The sequence below is a fragment of the Type-E symbiont of Plautia stali genome (genome assembly GCF_059731115.1).
In genome coordinates this window covers 273591-296422 of the sequence record NZ_AP035906.1, presented here as the reverse complement: position 1 = coordinate 296422, position 22832 = coordinate 273591, and the positions used below count along the sequence as shown (strand labels likewise).

Annotated in this window: 14 protein-coding genes, 1 tRNA gene, 2 rRNA genes and 1 riboswitch; of the genes, 6 read left to right on the top strand and 11 right to left on the bottom strand. The window is 53.6% G+C overall.

The window, feature by feature from the left end:
- Positions 1 to 130: 130 nt before the first annotated feature.
- The 3 genes from AC6I8L_RS01315 to AC6I8L_RS01305 all read right to left on the bottom strand — a co-directional run bounded on the left by AC6I8L_RS01315 (position 131) and on the right by AC6I8L_RS01305 (position 4955).
- Positions 131 to 3035 (bottom strand): 23S ribosomal RNA (locus tag AC6I8L_RS01315).
- Positions 3036 to 3251: 216 nt separating this feature from the next.
- Positions 3252 to 3326, bottom strand: a tRNA-Glu gene (locus tag AC6I8L_RS01310).
- An 89-nt stretch (positions 3327 to 3415) separates the two neighbouring features.
- A 16S ribosomal RNA gene (locus AC6I8L_RS01305) occupies positions 3416 to 4955 on the bottom strand.
- The 16S and 23S rRNA genes sit together here with 1 tRNA gene alongside, the layout of an rRNA operon.
- A 629-nt stretch (positions 4956 to 5584) precedes the next feature.
- Here AC6I8L_RS01305 and purH point away from each other — a divergent pair.
- Complete coding sequence (gene purH / locus AC6I8L_RS01300; protein ID WP_058962180.1) at positions 5585 to 7174, top strand: bifunctional phosphoribosylaminoimidazolecarboxamide formyltransferase/IMP cyclohydrolase; 1590 nt, start codon at positions 5585 to 5587, stop codon at positions 7172 to 7174.
- Positions 7175 to 7192: 18 nt separating this feature from the next.
- Entirely contained in the window at positions 7193 to 8473 is a 1281-nt protein-coding gene (purD, locus tag AC6I8L_RS01295) for a phosphoribosylamine--glycine ligase (protein WP_058962181.1), read from the top strand.
- Positions 8474 to 8514: 41 nt separating this feature from the next.
- Here purD and AC6I8L_RS01290 read toward each other — a convergent pair whose 3' ends face one another.
- The 6 genes from AC6I8L_RS01290 to nudC all read right to left on the bottom strand — a co-directional run bounded on the left by AC6I8L_RS01290 (position 8515) and on the right by nudC (position 12914).
- Positions 8515 to 9180 (bottom strand): DUF1481 domain-containing protein, encoded by a 666-nt coding sequence (locus tag AC6I8L_RS01290; protein ID WP_058962182.1) that lies wholly within the window; start codon positions 9178 to 9180, stop codon positions 8515 to 8517.
- A gap of 68 nt (positions 9181 to 9248) precedes the next feature.
- Entirely contained in the window at positions 9249 to 9521 is a 273-nt protein-coding gene (hupA, locus tag AC6I8L_RS01285; RefSeq protein ID WP_006121511.1) for a nucleoid-associated protein HU-alpha, read from the bottom strand.
- Between the two features lie 188 nt (positions 9522 to 9709).
- Positions 9710 to 10300: a YjaG family protein gene (locus AC6I8L_RS01280; RefSeq protein ID WP_034828920.1), complete on the bottom strand. Its 591-nt coding sequence runs from the start codon at positions 10298 to 10300 to the stop codon at positions 9710 to 9712.
- A gap of 62 nt (positions 10301 to 10362) precedes the next feature.
- Positions 10363 to 11031 (bottom strand): deoxyribonuclease V, encoded by a 669-nt coding sequence (gene nfi / locus AC6I8L_RS01275; RefSeq protein WP_058962183.1) that lies wholly within the window; start codon positions 11029 to 11031, stop codon positions 10363 to 10365.
- 2 nt (positions 11032 to 11033) lie between these two features.
- On the bottom strand, positions 11034 to 12101 hold the full coding sequence (gene hemE, locus AC6I8L_RS01270; protein WP_097119774.1) for a uroporphyrinogen decarboxylase: 1068 nt from the start codon (positions 12099 to 12101) through the stop codon (positions 11034 to 11036).
- Positions 12102 to 12140: 39 nt separating this feature from the next.
- Positions 12141 to 12914, bottom strand: a complete 774-nt coding sequence (gene nudC / locus AC6I8L_RS01265) for an NAD(+) diphosphatase (RefSeq protein ID WP_058962184.1) — start codon at positions 12912 to 12914, stop codon at positions 12141 to 12143.
- An 88-nt stretch (positions 12915 to 13002) separates the two neighbouring features.
- Between nudC and AC6I8L_RS01260 the strand changes: the two genes are divergently transcribed.
- The 3 genes from AC6I8L_RS01260 (at position 13003) to thiE (ending at position 16526) form a co-directional block, all read left to right on the top strand.
- On the top strand, positions 13003 to 13509 hold the full coding sequence (locus AC6I8L_RS01260) for an Rsd/AlgQ family anti-sigma factor (protein WP_058962185.1): 507 nt from the start codon (positions 13003 to 13005) through the stop codon (positions 13507 to 13509).
- Between the two features lie 256 nt (positions 13510 to 13765).
- Positions 13766 to 13866, top strand: a riboswitch (TPP riboswitch).
- 90 nt (positions 13867 to 13956) lie between these two features.
- Positions 13957 to 15882 carry a phosphomethylpyrimidine synthase ThiC gene (thiC, locus tag AC6I8L_RS01255; protein WP_058962186.1) on the top strand — a complete coding sequence of 642 codons (1926 nt, stop codon included), beginning with the start codon at positions 13957 to 13959 and terminating at the stop codon, positions 15880 to 15882.
- Complete coding sequence (gene thiE, locus AC6I8L_RS01250) at positions 15879 to 16526, top strand: thiamine phosphate synthase (protein WP_058962187.1); 648 nt, start codon at positions 15879 to 15881, stop codon at positions 16524 to 16526. The genes thiC and thiE overlap by 4 nt, the downstream gene beginning before the upstream one ends.
- Positions 16527 to 16682: 156 nt before the next feature.
- Here thiE and AC6I8L_RS01245 read toward each other — a convergent pair whose 3' ends face one another.
- Positions 16683 to 18137, bottom strand: a complete 1455-nt coding sequence (locus AC6I8L_RS01245; protein WP_058962188.1) for an aminotransferase-like domain-containing protein — start codon at positions 18135 to 18137, stop codon at positions 16683 to 16685.
- A 174-nt stretch (positions 18138 to 18311) separates the two neighbouring features.
- Between AC6I8L_RS01245 and AC6I8L_RS01240 the strand changes: the two genes are divergently transcribed.
- Positions 18312 to 18500 (top strand): DUF1127 domain-containing protein, encoded by a 189-nt coding sequence (locus tag AC6I8L_RS01240; RefSeq protein ID WP_058962189.1) that lies wholly within the window; start codon positions 18312 to 18314, stop codon positions 18498 to 18500.
- A gap of 61 nt (positions 18501 to 18561) precedes the next feature.
- Here the strand turns inward: AC6I8L_RS01240 and rpoC are convergent, their stop codons facing one another.
- The gene (gene rpoC / locus AC6I8L_RS01235; RefSeq protein WP_058962190.1) at positions 18562 to 22785 is read right to left on the bottom strand and encodes a DNA-directed RNA polymerase subunit beta'; all 4224 of its coding nucleotides are present in this window, start codon (positions 22783 to 22785) and stop codon (positions 18562 to 18564) included.
- Positions 22786 to 22832: the final 47 nt, after the last annotated feature.

Below are 22832 nucleotides of genomic sequence, written 5' to 3'. Positions count from 1 at the left end.
CGTCTCGGTCGGCGCCTTGCCTCAGCGCAAAATCCTTCGGACTTAACTCCGCAGGACATCGCTAAATCTTTTATCCGGATGAACAAAGCTGAAAATCTACTGCGTCTCTCAAAAACGCCTCTGGCGTTGTAAGGTTAAGCCTCACGGGTCATTAGTACCGGTTAGCTCAATGCATCGCTGCACTTACACATCCGGCCTATCAACGTCGTCGTCTTCAACGTCCCTTCAGGACTCTCAGAGAGTCAGGGAGAACTCATCTCGGGGCAAGTTTCGTGCTTAGATGCTTTCAGCACTTATCTTTTCCGCACTTAGCTACCGGGCAATGCCATTGGCATGACAACCCGAACACCAGTGGTGCGTTCACTCCGGTCCTCTCGTACTAGGAGCAACCCCCCTCAATTCTCCAGCGCCCACGGCAGATAGGGACCGAACTGTCTCACGACGTTCTAAACCCAGCTCGCGTACCACTTTAAACGGCGAACAGCCGTACCCTTGGGACCTACTTCAGCCCCAGGATGTGATGAGCCGACATCGAGGTGCCAAACACCGCCGTCGATATGAACTCTTGGGCGGTATCAGCCTGTTATCCCCGGAGTACCTTTTATCCGTTGAGCGATGGCCCTTCCATTCAGAACCACCGGATCACTATGACCTGCTTTCGCACCTGCTCGAGCCGTCACTCTCGCAGTCAAGCTGGCTTATGCCATTGCACTAACCTCCTGATGTCCGACCAGGATTAGCCAACCTTCGTGCTCCTCCGTTACTCTTTGGGAGGAGACCGCCCCAGTCAAACTACCCACCAGACACTGTCCGCAGCCCGGATTACGGGCCTACGTTAGAACATCAAACATTAAAGGGTGGTATTTCAAGGTTGGCTCCACGCAGACTGGCGTCCACGCTTCAAAGCCTCCCACCTATCCTACACATCAAGGCTCAATGTTCAGTGTCAAGCTATAGTAAAGGTTCACGGGGTCTTTCCGTCTTGCCGCGGGTACACTGCATCTTCACAGCGATTTCAATTTCACTGAGTCTCGGGTGGAGACAGCCTGGCCATCATTACGCCATTCGTGCAGGTCGGAACTTACCCGACAAGGAATTTCGCTACCTTAGGACCGTTATAGTTACGGCCGCCGTTTACCGGGGCTTCGATCAAGAGCTTCTCCTTGCGGATAACCCCATCAATTAACCTTCCGGCACCGGGCAGGCGTCACACCGTATACGTCCACTTTCGTGTTTGCACAGTGCTGTGTTTTTAATAAACAGTTGCAGCCAGCTGGTATCTTCGACTGCCTTCAGCTCCGTCCGCGAGGGACTTCACCTGATGACAGCGTGCCTTCTCCCGAAGTTACGGCACCATTTTGCCTAGTTCCTTCACCCGAGTTCTCTCAAGCGCCTTGGTATTCTCTACCTGACCACCTGTGTCGGTTTGGGGTACGATTTCGTGTTACCTGGAGCTTAGAGGCTTTTCCTGGAAGCAGGGCATCAGTTACTTCACCACCGTAGTGGCTCGTCATCACACCTCAGCGTTAAAAAGAGTCCGGATTTACCTAAACTCTCCGCCTACATGCTTAAACCGGGACAACCGTCGCCCGGATAACCTAGCCTTCTCCGTCCCCCCTTCGCAGTAACACCAAGTGCAGGAATATTAACCTGCTTCCCATCGACTACGCTTTTCAGCCTCGCCTTAGGGGTCGACTCACCCTGCTCCGATTAACGTTGAACAGGAACCCTTGGTCTTCCGGCGAGCGGGCTTTTCACCCGCTTTATCGTTACTTATGTCAGCATTCGCACTTCTGATACCTCCAGCAAACCTCACAGTTCACCTTCAACGGCTTACAGAACGCTCCCCTACCCAACAACACATAGTGTCGCTGCCGCAGCTTCGGTGCATGGTTTAGCCCCGTTACATCTTCCGCGCAGGCCGACTCGACCAGTGAGCTATTACGCTTTCTTTAAATGATGGCTGCTTCTAAGCCAACATCCTGGCTGTCTGTGCCTTCCCACATCGTTTCCCACTTAACCATGACTTTGGGACCTTAGCTGGCGGTCTGGGTTGTTTCCCTCTTCACGACGGACGTTAGCACCCGCCGTGTGTCTCCCGTGATAACATTCTTCGGTATTCGCAGTTTGCATCGGGTTGGTAAGCCGGGATGGCCCCCTAGCCGAAACAGTGCTCTACCCCCGAAGATGAGTTCACGAGGCGCTACCTAAATAGCTTTCGGGGAGAACCAGCTATCTCCCGGTTTGATTGGCCTTTCACCCCCAGCCACAAGTCATCCGCTAATTTTTCAACATTAGTCGGTTCGGTCCTCCAGTTAGTGTTACCCAACCTTCAACCTGCCCATGGCTAGATCACCGGGTTTCGGGTCTATACCCTGCAACTTAACGCCCAGTTAAGACTCGGTTTCCCTGCGGCTCCCCTATACGGTTAACCTTGCTACAGAATATAAGTCGCTGACCCATTATACAAAAGGTACGCAGTCACCAAACAAGTTGGCTCCCACTGCTTGTACGTACACGGTTTCAGGTTCTGTTTCACTCCCCTCGCCGGGGTTCTTTTCGCCTTTCCCTCACGGTACTGGTTCACTATCGGTCAGTCAGGAGTATTTAGCCTTGGAGGATGGTCCCCCCATATTCAGACAGGATACCACGTGTCCCGCCCTACTCTTCGAACTCACAGTAAATGCACTTTTGTGTACGGGAGTATCACCCTGTACCCTGCGACTTTCCAGACGCTTCCACTAATGCACAAACTGATTCAGGTTCTGGGCTGCTCCCCGTTCGCTCGCCGCTACTGGGGGAATCTCGGTTGATTTCTTTTCCTCTGGGTACTTAGATGTTTCAGTTCCCCAGGTTCGCCTCGCAACACTATGTATTCATGTTGCGATGATGCACAGAGTGCACCGGGTTTCCCCATTCGGACATCGTCGGCTGTAGCGGTTCATATCACCTTACCGACGCTTTACGCAGATTAGCACGTCCTTCATCGCCTCTGACTGCCAGGGCATCCACCGTGTACGCTTAGTCGCTTAACCTCACAACCCACAGGCGTTTTACAACGCATGCAGACTGCAAGCATTTGAGAGACTCGAACACATCGATAGCTTCATTCTTATTACGGAGAATGAATACGACGTGTCGTTTCAATTTTCAGCTTGTTCCGGATTGTTAAAGAGCAATATCTCAAACTCGACGTTACCGTCAGTTTTGAGATATTTCGTGGAGACACCTTTCACCTGTCACCAAGCAAGTGGCGTCCCCTAGGGGATTCGAACCCCTGTTGCCGCCGTGAAAGGGCGGAGTCCTAACCGCTAGACGAAGGGGACACATACATGTCACGACTTCGCAGCCGTCTTGCTCATTACTTTTCTATCAGACAATCTGTGTGAGCACTTCGAAGGAAGGTATCTTCAGGTAAGGAGGTGATCCAACCGCAGGTTCCCCTACGGTTACCTTGTTACGACTTCACCCCAGTCATGAATCACAAAGTGGTAAGCGCCCTCCCGAAGGTTAAGCTACCTACTTCTTTTGCAACCCACTCCCATGGTGTGACGGGCGGTGTGTACAAGGCCCGGGAACGTATTCACCGTAGCATTCTGATCTACGATTACTAGCGATTCCGACTTCATGGAGTCGAGTTGCAGACTCCAATCCGGACTACGACGCACTTTATGAGGTCCGCTTGCTCTCGCGAGGTCGCTTCTCTTTGTATGCGCCATTGTAGCACGTGTGTAGCCCTACTCGTAAGGGCCATGATGACTTGACGTCATCCCCACCTTCCTCCAGTTTATCACTGGCAGTCTCCTTTGAGTTCCCGGCCGGACCGCTGGCAACAAAGGATAAGGGTTGCGCTCGTTGCGGGACTTAACCCAACATTTCACAACACGAGCTGACGACAGCCATGCAGCACCTGTCTCAGAGTTCCCGAAGGCACCAAAGCATCTCTGCTAAGTTCTCTGGATGTCAAGAGTAGGTAAGGTTCTTCGCGTTGCATCGAATTAAACCACATGCTCCACCGCTTGTGCGGGCCCCCGTCAATTCATTTGAGTTTTAACCTTGCGGCCGTACTCCCCAGGCGGTCGACTTAACGCGTTAGCTCCGGAAGCCACGCCTCAAGGGCACAACCTCCAAGTCGACATCGTTTACGGCGTGGACTACCAGGGTATCTAATCCTGTTTGCTCCCCACGCTTTCGCACCTGAGCGTCAGTCTTTGTCCAGGGGGCCGCCTTCGCCACCGGTATTCCTCCAGATCTCTACGCATTTCACCGCTACACCTGGAATTCTACCCCCCTCTACAAGACTCTAGCCTGCCAGTTTCGAATGCAGTTCCCAGGTTAAGCCCGGGGATTTCACATCCGACTTGACAGACCGCCTGCGTGCGCTTTACGCCCAGTAATTCCGATTAACGCTTGCACCCTCCGTATTACCGCGGCTGCTGGCACGGAGTTAGCCGGTGCTTCTTCTGCGGGTAACGTCAATCGATGCGGTTATTAACCACATCGCCTTCCTCCCCGCTGAAAGTACTTTACAACCCGAAGGCCTTCTTCATACACGCGGCATGGCTGCATCAGGCTTGCGCCCATTGTGCAATATTCCCCACTGCTGCCTCCCGTAGGAGTCTGGACCGTGTCTCAGTTCCAGTGTGGCTGGTCATCCTCTCAGACCAGCTAGGGATCGTCGCCTAGGTGAGCCATTACCCCACCTACTAGCTAATCCCATCTGGGCACATCCGATGGTGTGAGGCCCGAAGGTCCCCCACTTTGGTCCGAAGACGTTATGCGGTATTAGCTACCGTTTCCAGTAGTTATCCCCCTCCATCGGGCAGTTTCCCAGACATTACTCACCCGTCCGCCACTCGTCACCCGAGAGCAAGCTCTCTGTGCTACCGTTCGACTTGCATGTGTTAGGCCTGCCGCCAGCGTTCAATCTGAGCCATGATCAAACTCTTCAATTTAAAGTTTGATTTGCTGAAACAAGTTCAGCGATGCTCATCTGTAAAACGTCATAATGAATTTCATTATGTGTTCACTCGTGAGACTTGATATTTTTTACGTCCGGAGACGCTGATATCAATCCTGCGAGTGCCCACACAGATTGTCTGATAAATTGTTAAAGAGCGGTGCAATCAGCGCCTTAAGCTGCTGTTGCGAGGTGGCGTATATTACGCTTTCCTCCTTCAGAGTCAAACACTTTTTTCAGCATTTTTTCTCTGGCGGAAGTTCTTAGCGAAGCTTCCTGTCAACACCGCACTTCGTAAACCGTTGTGCCGTCTCGATGGATGCGCATTATAGGGAGTTGTTCACAGCGCGCAACCGCTAAATTCAACAAAAACAACCGTTCGCTGCATTCCACAGCAAAACCCCGCCTTATACCCACTTACACACAGTGTTATCCACATTCACCTGCACAAATGAATTTAGGCGAGCATCGCGCAAACGTTTTCGCTACAATGCCCGGCGACGTCAAGGATGCCCCTTTTGGGGCGTTACATGAAGCAAGTACTCTCTTCTATATATAAGAGAAGCGCTAAGCTTGATGTAACGCTCTTATTTATGCGAAACAAAGCCAAGGGATAAAACCACCATGCAACAACGTCGTCCAGTACGCCGCGCTCTTCTCAGTGTTTCTGATAAAGCCGGTATCCTCGAATTTGCTCAGGCACTCTCCAGCCGTGGTGTTGAGCTGCTCTCCACAGGTGGTACTGCTCGCCTGCTGGCAGATGCGGGCCTGCCCGTCACCGAAGTCTCTGACTACACCGGTTTCCCGGAAATGATGGATGGACGCGTCAAAACGCTGCACCCGAAAGTGCATGGCGGTATTCTGGGCCGTCGCGGCACCGATGATGCGATCATGGCCGAGCACGCGATCAACCCTATCGATATGGTGGTGGTAAACCTTTATCCCTTCGCTCAAACCGTTGCCAAACCCGATTGCTCACTGGCAGACGCGGTAGAGAATATCGATATCGGTGGCCCAACCATGGTGCGCTCCGCTGCGAAGAACCACAAAGATGTGGCAATCGTGGTGAAGAGCAGCGACTACGAGGCCATCATCGCCGAGCTGGACGCCAACGAAAACTCCCTGACGCTGGACACCCGTTTCGATCTGGCGATCAAAGCCTTCGAACACACCGCAGCCTACGACAGCATGATTGCCAACTACTTTGGCAGCCTGGTACCGGCTTATCATAGCGACAGCAAAGAGCCTGCCGGCCGCTTCCCACGAACGCTGAACCTCAACTTCATCAAGAAGCAGGATATGCGTTACGGCGAGAACAGCCATCAGGACGCTGCCTTCTATATAGAAGAGAATGTGGCAGAAGCTTCTGTTGCGACTGCACATCAGGTACAGGGCAAAGCGCTCTCTTACAACAACATCGCGGATACCGATGCCGCGCTTGAGTGTGTGAAAGAGTTTGATGAAGCTGCTTGCGTGATCGTTAAGCATGCTAACCCGTGTGGTGTGGCAGTGGGCGGTTCGATTCTTGACGCCTATGAGCGCGCTTACAAAACTGATCCAACTTCTGCTTTTGGCGGCATCATCGCTTTCAACCGCGAATTGGATGAAGCCACTGCCCAGGCGATCGTCAGCCGTCAGTTTGTCGAAGTGATCATTGCCCCTTCAGCCAGCGAAGCGGCACTTAAAGTTACCGCAGCAAAACAGAACGTTCGCGTGCTGGTTTGTGGCCAGTGGCAGGGCCGTGTTGCTGCACTGGACTTCAAGCGTGTTAATGGCGGCCTGCTGGTTCAGGATCGCGATCTCGGTATGGTTGATGCCAGTCAGCTGCGAGTCGTGACTAAGCGCCAGCCAAGCGAGCAGGAACTGCGTGATGCGCTGTTCTGCTGGAAAGTAGCCAAGTTCGTGAAATCCAACGCCATTGTCTACGCACGTGACAATATGACTATCGGCATAGGCGCCGGACAGATGAGCCGCGTTTATTCTGCCAAAATTGCCGGTATCAAAGCAGGCGACGAAGGTTTAGAAGTTAAAGGTTCAGCCATGGCGTCTGATGCTTTCTTCCCGTTCCGCGATGGTATCGACGCAGCGGCGGCTGTAGGTATCAGCTGTGTGATTCAACCAGGTGGTTCTATCCGTGATGATGAAGTGATTGCCGCCGCTGATGAGCACGGTATTGCGATGATCTTCACCGACATGCGTCACTTCCGCCATTAATAGCCTGGAGCTGTATAGATGAAAATTTTAGTGATTGGTAATGGTGGACGTGAACACGCGTTGGCATGGAAAGCAGCACAGTCACCGCTGGCCGAAACGGTCTTTGTTGCACCGGGCAACGCGGGTACCGCACTGGAACCTGCACTGCAGAACGTGGCGATCAGCGCCACTGACGTTCCTGCACTATTAGCCTTTGCTCAGAAAGAGAAGATCGATCTGACCATCGTAGGCCCAGAAGCGCCGCTGGTGATTGGCGTGGTCGATGCGTTCCGTGCAGCAGGTCAGAAAATCTTTGGCCCAACGCAGGCGGCTGCACAGCTGGAAGGATCAAAAGCCTTCACCAAAGATTTCCTGGCACGCCAGCAGATCCCTACCGCTGAATACCAGAACTTTACGGAAGTTGAGCCAGCGCTGGCTTACCTGCGTGAGAAAGGCGCACCGATCGTGATTAAAGCGGATGGTCTGGCAGCCGGTAAAGGGGTTATCGTCGCGATGGAACTGGCTGAAGCGGAAGCTGCAGTGCAGGACATGCTGGCAGGTAACGCTTTCGGCGATGCAGGCCATCGTATCGTCATTGAAGAGTTCCTCGACGGCGAAGAAGCCAGCTTTATCGTGATGGTGGATGGCGACAACGTGTTACCCATGGCCACCAGCCAGGATCATAAACGTGTAGGCGATGGTGATACCGGCCCGAATACCGGAGGCATGGGCGCTTACTCGCCTGCCCCGGTTGTCACCGATGAGATCCACCAGCGTGTGATGGACCAGATTATCTGGCCAACCGTTAACGGCATGAAAGCGGAAGGCAACACCTATACCGGCTTCCTATATGCCGGCCTGATGATCGATAAAGCCGGTCAGCCGAAAGTGATCGAGTTCAACTGCCGCTTTGGCGATCCAGAAACCCAGCCGATCATGCTGCGTCTGCAGTCAGATCTGGTTGAGCTGTGCCTGGCCGCAGTGGATGGCAAACTCGATAAGCAGACCTCGCAGTGGGATCCACGTCCATCGCTGGGTGTCGTGCTGGCGGCTGGCGGCTATCCCGCGGATTACAACACCGGTGATCAAATCCACGGTCTGCCGCTGGAAGAAGTGCCGGACGGTAAAGTGTTCCACGCGGGCACCACGATGAAAGATGATGTGGTGGTCACCAACGGTGGACGCGTGCTGTGCGTCACTGCCCTGGGCGAAGATGTGGCTGCCGCGCAGAAGAATGCCTATGCGCTGGCGAAACATATTTCCTGGGAAGGCAGCTTCTGCCGTAAAGATATTGGTTACCGCGCGATTAATCGCAAGTAATCATCAAGGGGCGCGCTCAGCGCCCCTTGTTTTTTCCCAACTCAGAAATCACTCTCTTTCGGCTGCCAGCTACACTCATCCTCTGGCGTCGCCCGCAACAACTGCACGCCTTCAGGTGCCTCCAACCATGACACCATCAACGACTGTGGCTGGTTTTGCTGCTGCTGAGATAGCGTGGCAATGATTCCGCTATCAAAGGGTGCATTCACCACTTTGCCATCACAATCGCGCACCTGCGTAGCGCCCAGCCAATGCCCCTGCTTCAGTAATACACGGCCACTCAGCAACGCATTACTTTGCTCCAGCATACGTTGCGCGTCGAAACGATAGAGCTCAACCGTATCACCACTTACCGCTTCACGACGGCCGGCCAGCTGACGCTGCATAAAATTAAGATTGCCCAGATGGTCAAAACGCAGCGTCACGTCATCGGGTTGCTCACCCGCCACAATGCGCTCAACGCTGATCAGGTGGTTCTGTTGCCAGTTGTAGTCAGTGGTTTCCATGGCATCGCCATTGAAAGGGGTATAAACAGTGCGAAGATGGACAGTCTGATGGTCACTGTTCTTGCGCCAGATGCGCACAGTGCCACGATCGGCCAGATAGCCACTTGCCGTAAAGGCAGGGAGATCAGAGGTGGAACTACAGCCCGCGAGCAGCGCACCGAGTAACAGGGCGCAGACGCGCTGAGTAATCGTGTTCAGCATGACAGGCCCCAATAACAAAAAGGGGCGTGTCGCCCCTCTTTTAAAGCTTAAACCGCGATGCGGAAAACTTACTTAACAGCGTCTTTCAGAGCTTTACCAGAGACGAACGCTGGCACGTTAGCTGCCGCGATTTTGATCTCTTTACCAGTCTGTGGGTTGCGACCGGTACGCTCAGCGCGGTGGTTCACTTTAAAAGTACCAAAACCAACCAGTTGTACAGCATCACCTTCTTTCAGAGACTCAGTGATCGCAGCCAGGGTAGATTCCAGCGCAGCTTTAGCCTGGGTTTTTGACAGGTCAGCTTTCTCTGCGATCACATCAATCAGTTGAGTCTTGTTCATAAGTTATCCTTAAAGTGTATTTATCGCTTGCTAAGCAACGAGTGCGAGGGAAAAGCCATATTCTGGCACTCTTCAACCTGCACGCAAAGATAGCCACAATTTTCAGCCCCCCAAATGTAGACCAGACAGGGGGCTGATGTGAAGCCTCCAGGCGCGGTAATTCAGGCCTGAAGTCACGTTTTATCGCCTTATTGCTGAAAAAGTATACCGATGTTACTGATTCCCGCTTCGCGCAGGTCAGAACGTAACCCCTTAATCAGCTCAAGGTCGCGTTCTTCGCAGTCTGCCAGCAGACGGAAAATCTCCCACTGCAGATCCCATTCATCAATCACCGCCTGATTTTCGCGCAGCTCTTCATCGGTCATTTCACGACCGGCCTGCGTCATTTCAAGGATAGCGACGGTGGTGATCGAGGTGCGACTGACTTCGATTGCGTGCTCCAGAGTTTCGCCGCTGAGTTGTGCATGCACAACTTCGCTCAACGCAACACAGGCATCGATCGCTGGGTGGACACCATAGATATCAAAATCATCGCCATTCGGAATCGCAGACTCCAGCTTCTCCAGTTGGCTATCGAAGTTAATTTTGGCGTCTTTAACCGTCAGGCTCTCCCAGACAAGGTCAAGGATGCGACGATAGAGTTGCGGATCGGCGAATTCAGTCTGCTGACAGAAGGCCCAATAATTGGGGAACATCCGCTCGCACAGACAGGCCATAAAGGTCATATGTTGCCAGCTTTCCAGCTTCGCCAGACGCAAATGGACGGGGTTCTGTAACATCAAACTTACTCTCAATAGGTTAGCTGGCGGCAGTGTACCGCAAAAGCCGCGCGCAAACAGCGTTAACGCGCATTTTGCCAACGCAGAAACGCAGGACGCCCTGAAGCAACCGCATCGGCCCAGCGTGTAGGCTCGGGCAAACGATAGCCCGCGGTACATTTCTCCACCCAATTCAGTGCGCTGTCCATACTGACACGATGCCCGGTTGAGACGAACAAAGGGTTGCAGCGCGCTTTACTGCGCCACACCCAGCCAATTTGTTCGCCTTTATCCATCAGTGGCTGGCGGCTCCCCGGTTCAGCATCCAATTCGGTAAAACGCCCGCAGAGCCGTTTTTTCGCCACGCCAATGGTTGGAACATCCACCAGCGAGCCAAAATGCGCAGCCACGCCTAGGCGACGGGGATGGGCAATACCATGACCATCAACAAATAAAAGATCGGGTTGGTGTGTGAGCTGCTGCCAGGCTGCAAGCAGTGCGGGGACTTCACGAAACGATAAGAAACCCGGGATGTAAGGCATGGTGGTCGCGATGCGTGCTATACGGTGCTCCACGAGTTGCAATGAGGGATATTCTAATACCACCAGTGCCGCACGCGTGACGGCACCTTCCTGCTCGAAACCGACGTCCGCACCGGCGATAAAACGAGGCGGCAGGACGTCGAAATCATCCTGCCGCACCACGTTAGCAGCACGTTGTAACTGTTCAGCCCGCAGCGCGGCTAAATCCATGCTTAGCCCTGATGGTATGGGCGTGACAGTCGATGCACGGCTTCCACGAAGGCACCGGCGTGCTCTGGCGGCACATCCTGATGAATGCCATGACCCAGGTTGAAGACATGCCCTTCTCCCGTGCCAAAGCCTTCAAGGATAGTGGCCACTTCCTGCTCGATACGTGCCGGAGGCGCATACAGCATGGAAGGATCCATGTTGCCCTGCAACGCAACTTTGTCACCCACGCGACGACGCGCATCGGCAATATCGGTGCTCCAGTCCAGTCCCAGCGCATCACATCCGGTCGCTGCGATAGCTTCCAGCCACTGACCACCACCTTTGGTGAACAGCGTAATCGGCACACGGCGACCTTCGTTCTCGTGCAGCACGCTATCGACGATTTTGTGCATATAGTAGAGTGAAAACTCACGGTAATCGCGGCCGGTCAGCACGCCGCCCCAGGTGTCGAAGACCATAATCGACTGTGCACCGGCTTTGATCTGGGCGTTCAGGTAATGGATGACACTGTCAGCCAGCTTATCCAGCAGCTTGTGCAGGGTTTGCGGCTCGGCATACATCATCTTTTTAATTTTGGTGAACGCTTTGCTGCTGCCGCCTTCAACCATGTAGGTTGCCAACGTCCACGGGCTGCCGGAGAAGCCGATCAAAGGCACTTCGCCTTTCAGGTTATGGCGAATGGTACGCACCGCATTCATCACATAACCCAGCTCATCTTCAGGATCCGGAATCGGCAGTTTGTCTACATCTGCACGGCAGGTAATAGGATTTGAGAAGCGCGGACCTTCGCCCGTTTCGAAATAGAGCCCCAGCCCCATCGCATCAGGAATCGTCAGGATATCGCTGAAGAGGATCGCGGCATCCAGCGCATAACGACGCAGCGGCTGCAGGGTGACTTCGCACGCCAGCTCCGCATTCTTACACAGCGACATAAAATCACCGGCTTCAGCACGCGTGGCTTTGTACTCCGGCAAATAACGCCCGGCTTGTCGCATCATCCATACAGGGGTGACATCCACCGGCTGACGTAACAGGGCACGCAGATAACGATCGTTCTTCAGTTCACTCATAATGGGCTCTCTCATGCTAAGGCCGCCAGTGTAGCATTTTCACGGCGCGCTGGCGCGACACAGGGCAACGGTATCTTCAATCAACCGCCGTGCCACCGTGCCCGGTGGCGGTAACAAGGGCAAATCGTCATAGCGATACCAGCCGGCATCCAGCAACTCTTTGCCATCATGCTGCAACTCACCGCCCTCATATTCGGCCATAAACGCCATCATTAATGAATGCGGGAACGGCCAGGGCTGCGAGGTGACGTAGCGGACATTTTTAACCCGGACGTTGCTCTCTTCCATCACTTCACGCGCGACGGCCTGCTCCAGCGTCTCCCCGACCTCAACAAAGCCAGCTAATACTGTGTAAATGCTGTTGCGATGACGCGCATGGTTGGCCAGCAGAATCTCCTCCCCCCGGCGAATCGCCACGATAATGCACGGCGCGATTTGCGGGTAATAGCGTTCGCGACAGTGGTGACACAGACAGGCAAACTCGCGCTTACTGAGGTGCATTTCGTGGCCGCAGTAGCCACACCAGCGGTGTGAGCGGTAGAATTCGGCGAGTTGAACTCCACGCCCAACCATCTGAAAAAGCCCAACATCTTCGTCGATAAGCTGGCGAACAGAGCCCATATTGTCAGGTCGTGATTCACGTATCAGCCAGACATTCTCCGCCTGCCATTCGCCAATCAAAATCGCGGTTTTTCCAGTCAGGCCAAAATCGCCGGATAAGCCATGCGGCAGTTCACCTTGCGGTAACCAAAGTTTTTGTTCATGGCTGACAATCCACCAGCCAGCGTCTACGCTTGAGATCTCACGTTGCATCTTATTCGTTGTCCTTAGCGTCAAATGGCACGCTGAAATCCTGATGTTAAGTGTGGAATGGATAACTATAACTCACCCGGAGCCCCATATGCTTACCCAGTTAGATGACCTGGCCAGGCGTGTAAGTGGCGGTAATGAACTTGTTGATGCGTGGCTGCGCGCGCGCCGACAGTTGCTTGTCAGCTATTACGCATTAATTGGCATCAAGCCAAACAAAGAGGCGCTCAGTGCCCTGGATGAACAGGCGCTGGATGCGTTTTGTCACGGCCTGGTAGATTACCTCTCAACCGGTCATTTCAGTATTTATGAACGCATTATCAGTGAGATGGAAGGCGATAGCCCACTCATTGCGGCAGCCCAACTCTATCCCGCTCTGGAAGCGAATACCGATCGCATGATGCAACTGTATGACAGCCATCTGCAGCAGGCCATCAACGACGATAACTGCGTAGAATTCCAGAAGGCGTTATCCGAAGTGGGTGAAGTGCTGGAGTCACGCTTCACGCTGGAAGATAAGCTGGTGCAACTCGCCTGGGATAACCAGCTGGCGCGCCCACCGGTCGCCAATGAAAGCAGCATGGCTCGCCCCGCTTAACTTCGGCCCCATGTAAAAAACTTGTTATTCCGAAAAAGCCCTCTTATGCTGAATGGGCTTTTTTATTGAGGCCTATTCACGTTTTTATGCGTCTCTTTAAAGCAATCTAGAGTCAAATTTTGCGATATAAGCGTAGCGTGCGCAGCCAGTTCACGCTCGGACAGCGCGCAGTGGCCGGAGCGTACACGTAGTACGTGACGGACACGAGCACTGCCCAAACGTGAAATGGCAAGCAAAGTAGCTTATATCGTAAAATTCAACCTTGTCGGAGTGCCCTAAGGGGCTGAGACCGTTTATTCGGGATCCGCGGAACCTGATCAGGTTAGTACCTGCGAAGGGAACAAGAGTAGACATTCACAGAGCGATGCGTGTTGGCGCCCGGCATCGTCCCTGTTACTCCTTCCGAACTCTGGACAAGCAACTTCCCCTTAATTCAGGAAATTTGCTATGTCTGTTGCTAAAACTTCTCGTCGTGAACAACGTGCACAAGCGCAGGAATTTATCGATTCGCTGCAAGGCACCGCTTTCCCCAATTCAAAACGTATCTGGATTACCGGCAGCCGAGCGGATATCCGTGTGCCGATGCGCGAAATCCAGCTTAGCCCTACACACATCGGGGGCACAAAAGAGAATCCACAGTATGAGCACAACGAACCAGTGCCGGTATATGACACGGCAGGTGCTTATGGCGACCCCGCGGCCACCATTGATGTGCATCGGGGATTAGACCGATTGCGTGAAAACTGGATCGCTGAACGCGATGACAGCGAAGCGATCCACCAGTTGAGTTCGCAATACACTCAGCAACGCTTAGCCGATGAAGGGCTGGATCACCTGCGCTTCGAGCAGTTACCGCAGCCGCGTCGTGCCAAAGCTGGCCGCTGCGTCACACAGCTGCATTACGCACGTCAGGGCATGATTACACCCGAGATGGAATTTATTGCGGTGCGAGAAAACATGGGCCGCGAACGTATTCGTGGTGAAGTGCTACTGCAACAGCACCCGGGCCACAGTTTTGGTGCCAATCTGCCGGAAAACATCACCGCCGAATTTGTGCGCCAGGAAGTTGCCAGCGGCCGCGCTATCATACCCTCCAATATTAATCACCCCGAATCCGAGCCGATGATCATTGGCCGTAACTTTCTGGTGAAGGTGAACGCCAATATAGGCAACTCAGCGGTGAGCTCATCGATCGAAGAGGAAGTGGAGAAACTGGTGTGGTCAACACGCTGGGGGGCGGATACCGTGATGGACCTCTCCACAGGCCGCTATATCCATGAAACGCGCGAGTGGATTTTGCGAAACAGCCCGGTGCCGATTGGTACTGTGCCCATTTATCAGTCACTGGAGAAAGTGAATGGCGTGGCGGAAGACCTTAACTGGGAGATTTTCCGCGATACCCTGCTCGAGCAAGCAGAACAGGGGGTGGATTACTTCACTATTCACGCTGGTGTGCTGCTGCGCTATGTGCCGATGACGGCTAATCGTCTGACCGGTATTGTCTCGCGTGGTGGTTCGATCATGGCGAAATGGTGCCTGTCACATCATCAAGAGAGTTTCCTCTATCTGCATTTCCGCGAGATCTGTGAAATCTGCGCCGCCTATGATGTCGCGCTCTCACTCGGTGATGGCCTGCGTCCGGGATCGATTCAGGACGCCAACGATGAAGCCCAGTTTGCCGAGTTGCATACCTTAGGTGAGTTGACCAAGATCGCCTGGGAATACGATGTGCAGGTAATGATTGAAGGTCCAGGCCATGTGCCAATGCAGATGATCCGCCGCAACATGACCGAACAGTTAGAGCACTGTCACGAAGCGCCGTTTTACACGCTTGGCCCACTGACCACCGATATCGCCCCCGGGTACGATCATTTTACCTCCGGCATTGGTGCCGCGATGATTGGTTGGTTTGGCTGCGCCATGCTGTGCTACGTCACACCGAAAGAGCACCTCGGTTTGCCGAATAAAGAAGATGTTAAGCAGGGGCTGATTACCTACAAGATCGCCGCGCATGCAGCCGATCTGGCTAAGGGCCATCCCGGCGCTCAGATCCGTGATAACGCCATGTCGAAAGCACGCTTTGAATTCCGTTGGGAGGATCAGTTCAATCTGGCGCTCGATCCGCATACGGCACGCGCTTATCACGATGAGACATTGCCGCAGGAATCGGGCAAAGTGGCTCACTTCTGCTCAATGTGCGGTCCAAAATTCTGTTCGATGAAAATTACCCAGGAAGTGCGCGAATATGCTGCTCGCCAGCAGGCAGAAGCCCAGCCCATTGAAATTGGCATGGCGCAGATGTCGGATGCCTTCCGCAGCCGTGGTGGCGAGCTTTATCACGCCGCCGATGCCCTTAAAGAGGAAAAAGTATGACCGATGCCTTTCCAGCCACGGCCCCGAAACTGGGGCTGTACCCTGTTGTTGATAGCGTAGAGTGGATTGCACGCTTACTGGAGGCTGGCGTTCGCACCATCCAGTTGCGCATCAAAGATTGCCAGGATCATGAAGTAGAAGACGCAGTGCGCGAGGCAATTGCGCTGGGCAAGCAGTATCGTGCACGCCTGTTTATCAACGATTACTGGCGATTAGCGATTAAATATAACGCCTATGGCGTGCATCTTGGTCAGGAAGATTTGGACGTGGCTAATCTGGACGCTATCCGCCAGGCAGGTTTGCGTCTTGGGTTATCGACTCATGATGATGCCGAGTTGGACCGCGCGCTGGCGCTGCGTCCTTCCTACATTGCACTGGGACACATTTACCCTACGCAAACCAAAGATATGCCTTCCGAACCACAGGGTGTTATAGAACTGAAACGCCACATGGCACGGTTGCAGGATATACCGACTGTGGCGATTGGCGGTATATCCCTTGCGCGCGTACCTGAAGTTTTGGCCACTGGCGTTGGAAGCGTTGCCGTGGTGAGCGCCATTACTCAGGCGGGAGACTGGCGTCAGGCGACACAGGAGCTGCTGGCACTGGTTGAAGCTGGAACCCAGCCTGCAGAAGCGCTGTAACGTCATGCAAACTTGGTGGATTGGCTGGAAGCTCACGCGCAGCCGGCTTTTTGCGGGCTGGCGTGAATTTCCGTTCAGGATAAAGTGTGCCTGCCCGCTGTCGCTGGCAGTGGGCCAGGGCTGGTCTACCTCTCTCTCCAGCCCTGCCTTTCTACTCTAATCAGTCAGGGAAGGAGCCTGTTCCGTTTCGATATGACAGGCGTGCATGGCCTGCTCCACCGCAGCGCCAAGCTGGGCGATGGCCTGTTCAGTTTGCTCATTGATGGGCAAACCATAATTGAGGCGCAAGCAGTTGCGATATTTTCCCGAGGCAGAAAACAGTGATCCGACAGCGACCTGAATGTTCAACGTGCGCAATTCGCCGTTTAGCCGAACCGCATCAAACGCTTCAGGTAATTCAATCCACATCAGGAAGCTGCCCTGCGGACGCGAGACACAGATTCCGCACGGGAAATAGTGGCGTACCCAGCAGCTAAAAGTCTCGTAGTTACGTTGATAAACCTGGCGCATCCGGCGTAAATGCGGCCCATAGTGACCAAGACGAATAAATTCGGCCACCGCATGTTGCGGCTGTGTGGCTGTTGAACCCGTGCCGATATATTTCATATGCAAGACGCGATCGCGATAGCGTCCAGGTGCCACCCAGCCAACACGTAACCCGGGAGCCAGCGTCTTAGAGAATGAACTACACAACAACACCCTGCCATCCATATCCAAAGATTTAATGGTAATGGGACGTGGATACTCCCATGCCAATTCACCGTAGACATCGTCTTCAATAATCGCGGCATCAAAGCGCTGTGCCAGTGCCAGCAACGCACGCTTGCGCGCCTCGGGCATGATAAATCCGAGTGGATTATTGCAATTTGGCACTACTACCACGGCTTTAATGGGCCACTGCTCGAATGCCAACTCCAGAGCTTCGAGGCTAATGCCCGTCACCGAATCGGTAGGGATTTCAATGGCACGGATACCAAGCCCGCGCAGAGTCTGCATCGTGCCATGAAATGTCGGAGATTCAACGGCGATAATATCACCCGGTTCACACACCGCACGGATCGACACGGACAGCGCTTCATGGCAGCCCGTGGTGATCACAATATCCTCTGCGGTGAGCTGACAACCGCTATCGATAGTTAAGCGTGCGACCTGCTCACGCAAGGCCGCAACGCCTAACAGACTGTCATAATTGAGCTGGTCAAGATCCTGCTTCTGCGCCATTCGGCTCTGAATTTTCCATAATGGCTTCAATGTCGGCTGGGTAAGGTCTGGCATGCCGCTACCTAATTGCAGCACGTTACCGCTGTTGCGGCTGCTTAATAATTCCAGCACCGATTCCCACTGGGTGATCTCGACGGGGCGTTGTACGGGGCGGGTTAACGCAGGAACAGGAGGCGTGGCTTTGCGCGTCGCAACGAAATAGCCAGAGCGCGGCTGCGGCACAATAAGCTGTTTCTCTTCTAGCAGGTGATACGCCTGCTGCACGGTACTGATGCTCACACCGTGTTCAATACTCAGTGTGCGCACTGAGGGTAAGCGCTCGCCGCTACGGTAGAGTCCCTGCTCAATCCTGTCCGAGAGCAAGCAAGCCAGATGTTGGTAACGCGTCATCGTATGATTCCCCTCGAGTTCACTGAATCTAAATCAGTACAGATCATCCCTTTTTTTACCATTCAGATCCTATCATGCGCAATCTGTATGTTAATAATAAGTGATTTTTGAATCTGTATTGAAATGCAAAAGAACTGGACAATACCTCACAGACAACTGATGAGGGCATTCATAATGGAATTCGATCAAAACCGCGCAGCAAAACCATTTGATGTAACGTTACTGGACATGGTTCGCGGTGCAGGGCGCGCCATCAAGAGATGGCACGCGCGCCGTGAGACACAAAAAATTCTGTCTCACTTAAGCGATGCACAACTGCGCGACATTGGCCTGACCCGCCACGATATCTGCCGTAAGGGCTGATTAAAGACGAAAAAAAACCCTGCCGAGGCAGGGTTTTTTATGGGTCAGCTTTCGCAGACGATTATTCGTCGTCGCTACCGCCAAGACCGGCGTTCAGCAGTTCAGCCAGGCTCGCAGAGGCTTCATCCGCAGTAACCTGCGGTGCAACCGGTGTTTCACCTACAGAACGGCGACGCATACGATCCTGATGGTAAGCATAACCGGTACCGGCTGGGATCAGACGACCCACGATCACGTTCTCTTTCAGGCCGCGCAGTTCATCACGCTTGCCTGCTACTGCTGCTTCGGTCAGGACACGCGTGGTCTCCTGGAACGATGCTGCAGAGATGAACGATTCGGTAGCCAGTGACGCTTTGGTGATACCCAGCAGATCGCGCATAAAGGTTGCGCCGATTTTGCCGTTCGCTTCGAGGTCGCGGTTAGCGATCTTGATGCGAGAGTATTCAGCCTGCTCACCTTCCAGGAACTCGGTGCTGCCCGCGCTGGCGATGGTTGCTTTACGCAGCATCTGACGCACGATGACTTCGATGTGTTTATCGTTAATCTTAACGCCTTGCAGACGGTAAACTTCCTGCACTTCGTTAGTGATGTAACGTGTAACCGCATGGACGCCACGCAGACGCAGGATGTCGTGTGGAGACTCTGGGCCGTCAGAAACAACGTCACCACGTTCTACACGCTCACCTTCGAATACGTTCAGCTGACGCCATTTCGGAATCATCTCTTCGTACGGATCGCTACCATCAACCGGTGTAATGACCAGACGACGCTTGCCTTTGGTCTCTTTACCGAACGAGATAATACCGCTGATCTCGGCCAGAATTGCTGGCTCTTTCGGACGACGCGCTTCGAACAGGTCAGCAACGCGTGGCAGACCACCGGTGATGTCCTTGGTACCGCCAGATTCCTGAGGTACACGCGACAGGGTGTCACCCGCGCTGATCTTAACGCCATCTTCCAGCTGAACAATCGCTTTGCCCGGCAGGAAGTACTGAGCTGGCATGTCGGTACCTGGAATCAGAACATCATTTCCGTTGGCATCAACAATTTTCAGCGCAGGACGCAGATCTTTACCGCCCGCAGTACGTTCCGCAGAATCCAGAACCACCAGCGATGACAGACCAGTCAGGTCATCAGTCTGACGAGTAATCGTCTGACCATCGATCATGTCAGTGAAGCGAATGAAACCGCCCACTTCGGTGATAACAGGCATGGTGTGCGGATCCCAGTTTGCTACGGTCTCGCCCGCTGCAACCTGCTCACCATCACCTTTAGCCATCATCGCACCGTAAGGAACTTTATAGCTCTCTTTGGTACGACCGAATTCATCGATCATTTTCAGCTCAACGTTACGAGAGACGATAACCAGTTTCCCGGAGGAGTTGGTTACAGACTTCGCGTTGGTCAGCTTGATGGTACCTTTGTTCTTCACCTGGATGCTGGATTCAGCAGCCGCACGAGATGCCGCACCACCGATGTGGAACGTACGCATCGTCAGCTGTGTACCCGGCTCACCGATGGACTGTGCTGCGATAACGCCGATGGCCTCACCTTTGTTGATGATGTGACCACGTGCCAGGTCGCGACCGTAGCAGTGTGCACACACACCAAAGTCGGTTTCACAACCAACAACAGAACGCACTTTGATCGCATCAACTGAGTTCAGTTCGATCACATCACACCAGTGCTCATCGATCAGCGTATTACGCGGGATCAGGATGTCAGCAGTACCTGGCTTCAGTACGTCTTCAGCAGTCACACGACCCAGTACACGCTCACGCAGTGGTTCTTTAACGTCGCCACCTTCGATGACCGGAGTCATCATGATGCCTTCGAAAGTACCACAGTCGTCTTCGGTAACCACCAGATCCTGTGCAACGTCTACCAGACGACGCGTCAGATAACCGGAGTTAGCGGTTTTCAGTGCGGTATCCGCAAGACCTTTACGCGCACCGTGCGTCGAGATGAAGTACTGGAGTACGTTCAGACCTTCGCGGAAGTTCGCGGTGATTGGCGTTTCGATGATTGAGCCATCTGGCTTAGCCATCAGACCACGCATACCGGCCAGCTGACGAATCTGTGCAGCAGAACCACGCGCACCGGAGTCGGCCATCATGTAGATGCTGTTGAACGAGACTTGCTGCTCTTCTTCGCCGTGACGGTTGATCACGGTTTCGGTTTGCAGGTTGTCCATCATCGCCTTGGAAACGCGTTCGTTTGCTGCGGCCCAGATATCGATGACTTTGTTGTAACGTTCGCCAGCAGTAACCAGACCAGACTGGAACTGTTCCTGAATCTCAGCAACTTCCGCTTCTGCTTCTGCCACGATTTCCGCTTTCTTAGCCGGGATCACCATGTCGTCGATACCTACAGAGGCACCTGAACGGGCTGCGTAAGCAAAGCCGGTATACATGGTCTGGTCAGCGAAGATAACGGTCGGCTTCAGGCCCAGGATGCGGTAACAGGTGTTCAGCATCTTAGAGATAGCTTTCTTACCCAGCGCCTGGTTGACGATGGAGTAAGGCAGACCTTTCGGCACGATCATCCACAGAATCGCACGACCAATGGTGGTGTCGATTAAGCTGGTTTTCGCGACGAACTCTTCTTGTTCGTTTTTGCTGTACTCGGTGATACGCACTTTAACGCGAGCATGCAACTCGGCCAGGCCAGCGCGATAAACACGCTCAGCTTCTTTCGGGCCAGTCAGCACCATGCCTTCGCCGCGCGCATTCACTTTGTCACGGGTCATGTAGTACAGACCCAGTACAACGTCCTGAGAAGGAACGATGATTGGCTCGCCGTTCGCAGGTGACAGGATGTTGTTGGTAGACATCATAAGCGCACGTGCTTCCAGCTGAGCTTCCAGCGTCAGCGGTACGTGAACTGCCATCTGGTCACCATCGAAGTCGGCGTTATATGCCGCACAAACCAGCGGGTGCAGCTGGATTGCTTTACCTTCGATCAGAACAGGTTCGAATGCCTGGATACCCAAACGGTGCAGGGTTGGTGCACGGTTCAGCAGTACTGGGTGTTCGCGGATAACTTCGTCCAGGATATCCCAAACGACAGCTTCTTCACGCTCAACCATCTTCTTAGCAGCTTTGATGGTGGTCGCGAGGCCACGCAGCTCCAGCTTGCCGTAGATGAACGGTTTGAACAGCTCCAGTGCCATTTTCTTCGGCAGACCACACTGATGCAGACGCAGGTATGGACCTACGGTGATTACAGAACGGCCAGAGTAGTCAACACGTTTACCCAACAGGTTCTGACGGAAACGACCCTGCTTACCTTTGATCATGTCGGCCAAAGATTTCAGAGGACGTTTGTTAGAGCCAGTGATGGCACGACCGCGACGGCCGTTATCCAGCAAGGCATCTACCGCTTCCTGCAGCATACGTTTTTCGTTACGTACGATGATATCTGGCGCAGCCAGATCCAGCAGACGCTTCAGACGGTTGTTACGGTTGATAACGCGACGATACAGATCGTTCAGATCCGACGTAGCGAAACGACCACCATCCAGCGGTACCAGCGGACGCAGATCTGGCGGCAGAACCGGCAGAACGGTCAGGATCATCCACTCTGGCTTGTTACCAGACTGTACGAACGCTTCCAGCAGCTTGATACGCTTGGTCAGCTTTTTACGTTTGGTCTCGGAGTTGGTTTCGTTCAGCTCTTCACGCAGCTGCTCGCACTCTTGCTCCAGATCCATATTTTTCAGCAGCGCCTGGATAGCTTCCGCACCCATCTTCGCGTCGAATTCGTCACCGAACTCTTCCAGCGCATCAAGGTACTGCTCTTCGGTCAGAATCTGACGTTTTTCCAGGTTGGTCATACCGCCTTCGATCACAACATAAGATTCGAAGTACAGTACGCGCTCGATATCACGCAGAGGCATATCCAGCAGTAAGCCGATACGCGAAGGCAGTGATTTCAGGAACCAAATGTGCGCAGTTGGTGAAGCCAGTTCAATGTGGCCCATGCGCTCACGACGAACCTTGGTCTGTGTAACTTCAACGCCACACTTCTCACAGATCACGCCACGATGTTTTAAACGCTTGTACTTACCGCACAGGCATTCGTAATCTTTTACCGGCCCAAAGATACGGGCGCAGAAAAGACCGTCACGCTCCGGCTTGAAGGTACGGTAGTTAATGGTTTCTGGCTTTTTAACTTCACCAAAAGACCATGAACGGATCATGTCTGGCGAAGCCAGAGCGATCTTGATCGCATCAAACTCTTCGGTCTTAGTTTGCGCTTTCAGAAACTTAAGTAAGTCTTTCACGGATTAGCTCCCGTCGGAGTGGAACTCTCAGGGACGCACACCGAAGT

What these genes read in the sequence shown, in the direction of transcription:
- purH (WP_058962180.1), top strand. Translation starts at nt 5,585, where the DNA reads ATGCAACAACGTCGTCCAGTACGCCGCGCTCTTCTCAGTGTTTCTGAT.
- AC6I8L_RS01240 (WP_058962189.1), top strand. Translation starts at nt 18,312, where the DNA reads ATGGAATTCGATCAAAACCGCGCAGCAAAACCATTTGATGTAACGTTA.
- thiE (WP_058962187.1), top strand. Translation starts at nt 15,879, where the DNA reads ATGACCGATGCCTTTCCAGCCACGGCCCCGAAACTGGGGCTGTACCCT.
- nudC (WP_058962184.1), bottom strand. Translation starts at nt 12,914, where the DNA reads ATGCAACGTGAGATCTCAAGCGTAGACGCTGGCTGGTGGATTGTCAGC.
- thiC (WP_058962186.1), top strand. Translation starts at nt 13,957, where the DNA reads ATGTCTGTTGCTAAAACTTCTCGTCGTGAACAACGTGCACAAGCGCAG.
- hupA (WP_006121511.1), bottom strand. Translation starts at nt 9,521, where the DNA reads ATGAACAAGACTCAACTGATTGATGTGATCGCAGAGAAAGCTGACCTG.
- AC6I8L_RS01280 (WP_034828920.1), bottom strand. Translation starts at nt 10,300, where the DNA reads ATGTTACAGAACCCCGTCCATTTGCGTCTGGCGAAGCTGGAAAGCTGG.
- AC6I8L_RS01290 (WP_058962182.1), bottom strand. Translation starts at nt 9,180, where the DNA reads ATGCTGAACACGATTACTCAGCGCGTCTGCGCCCTGTTACTCGGTGCG.
- purD (WP_058962181.1), top strand. Translation starts at nt 7,193, where the DNA reads ATGAAAATTTTAGTGATTGGTAATGGTGGACGTGAACACGCGTTGGCA.
- hemE (WP_097119774.1), bottom strand. Translation starts at nt 12,101, where the DNA reads ATGAGTGAACTGAAGAACGATCGTTATCTGCGTGCCCTGTTACGTCAG.
- AC6I8L_RS01245 (WP_058962188.1), bottom strand. Translation starts at nt 18,137, where the DNA reads ATGACGCGTTACCAACATCTGGCTTGCTTGCTCTCGGACAGGATTGAG.
- AC6I8L_RS01260 (WP_058962185.1), top strand. Translation starts at nt 13,003, where the DNA reads ATGCTTACCCAGTTAGATGACCTGGCCAGGCGTGTAAGTGGCGGTAAT.
- nfi (WP_058962183.1), bottom strand. Translation starts at nt 11,031, where the DNA reads ATGGATTTAGCCGCGCTGCGGGCTGAACAGTTACAACGTGCTGCTAAC.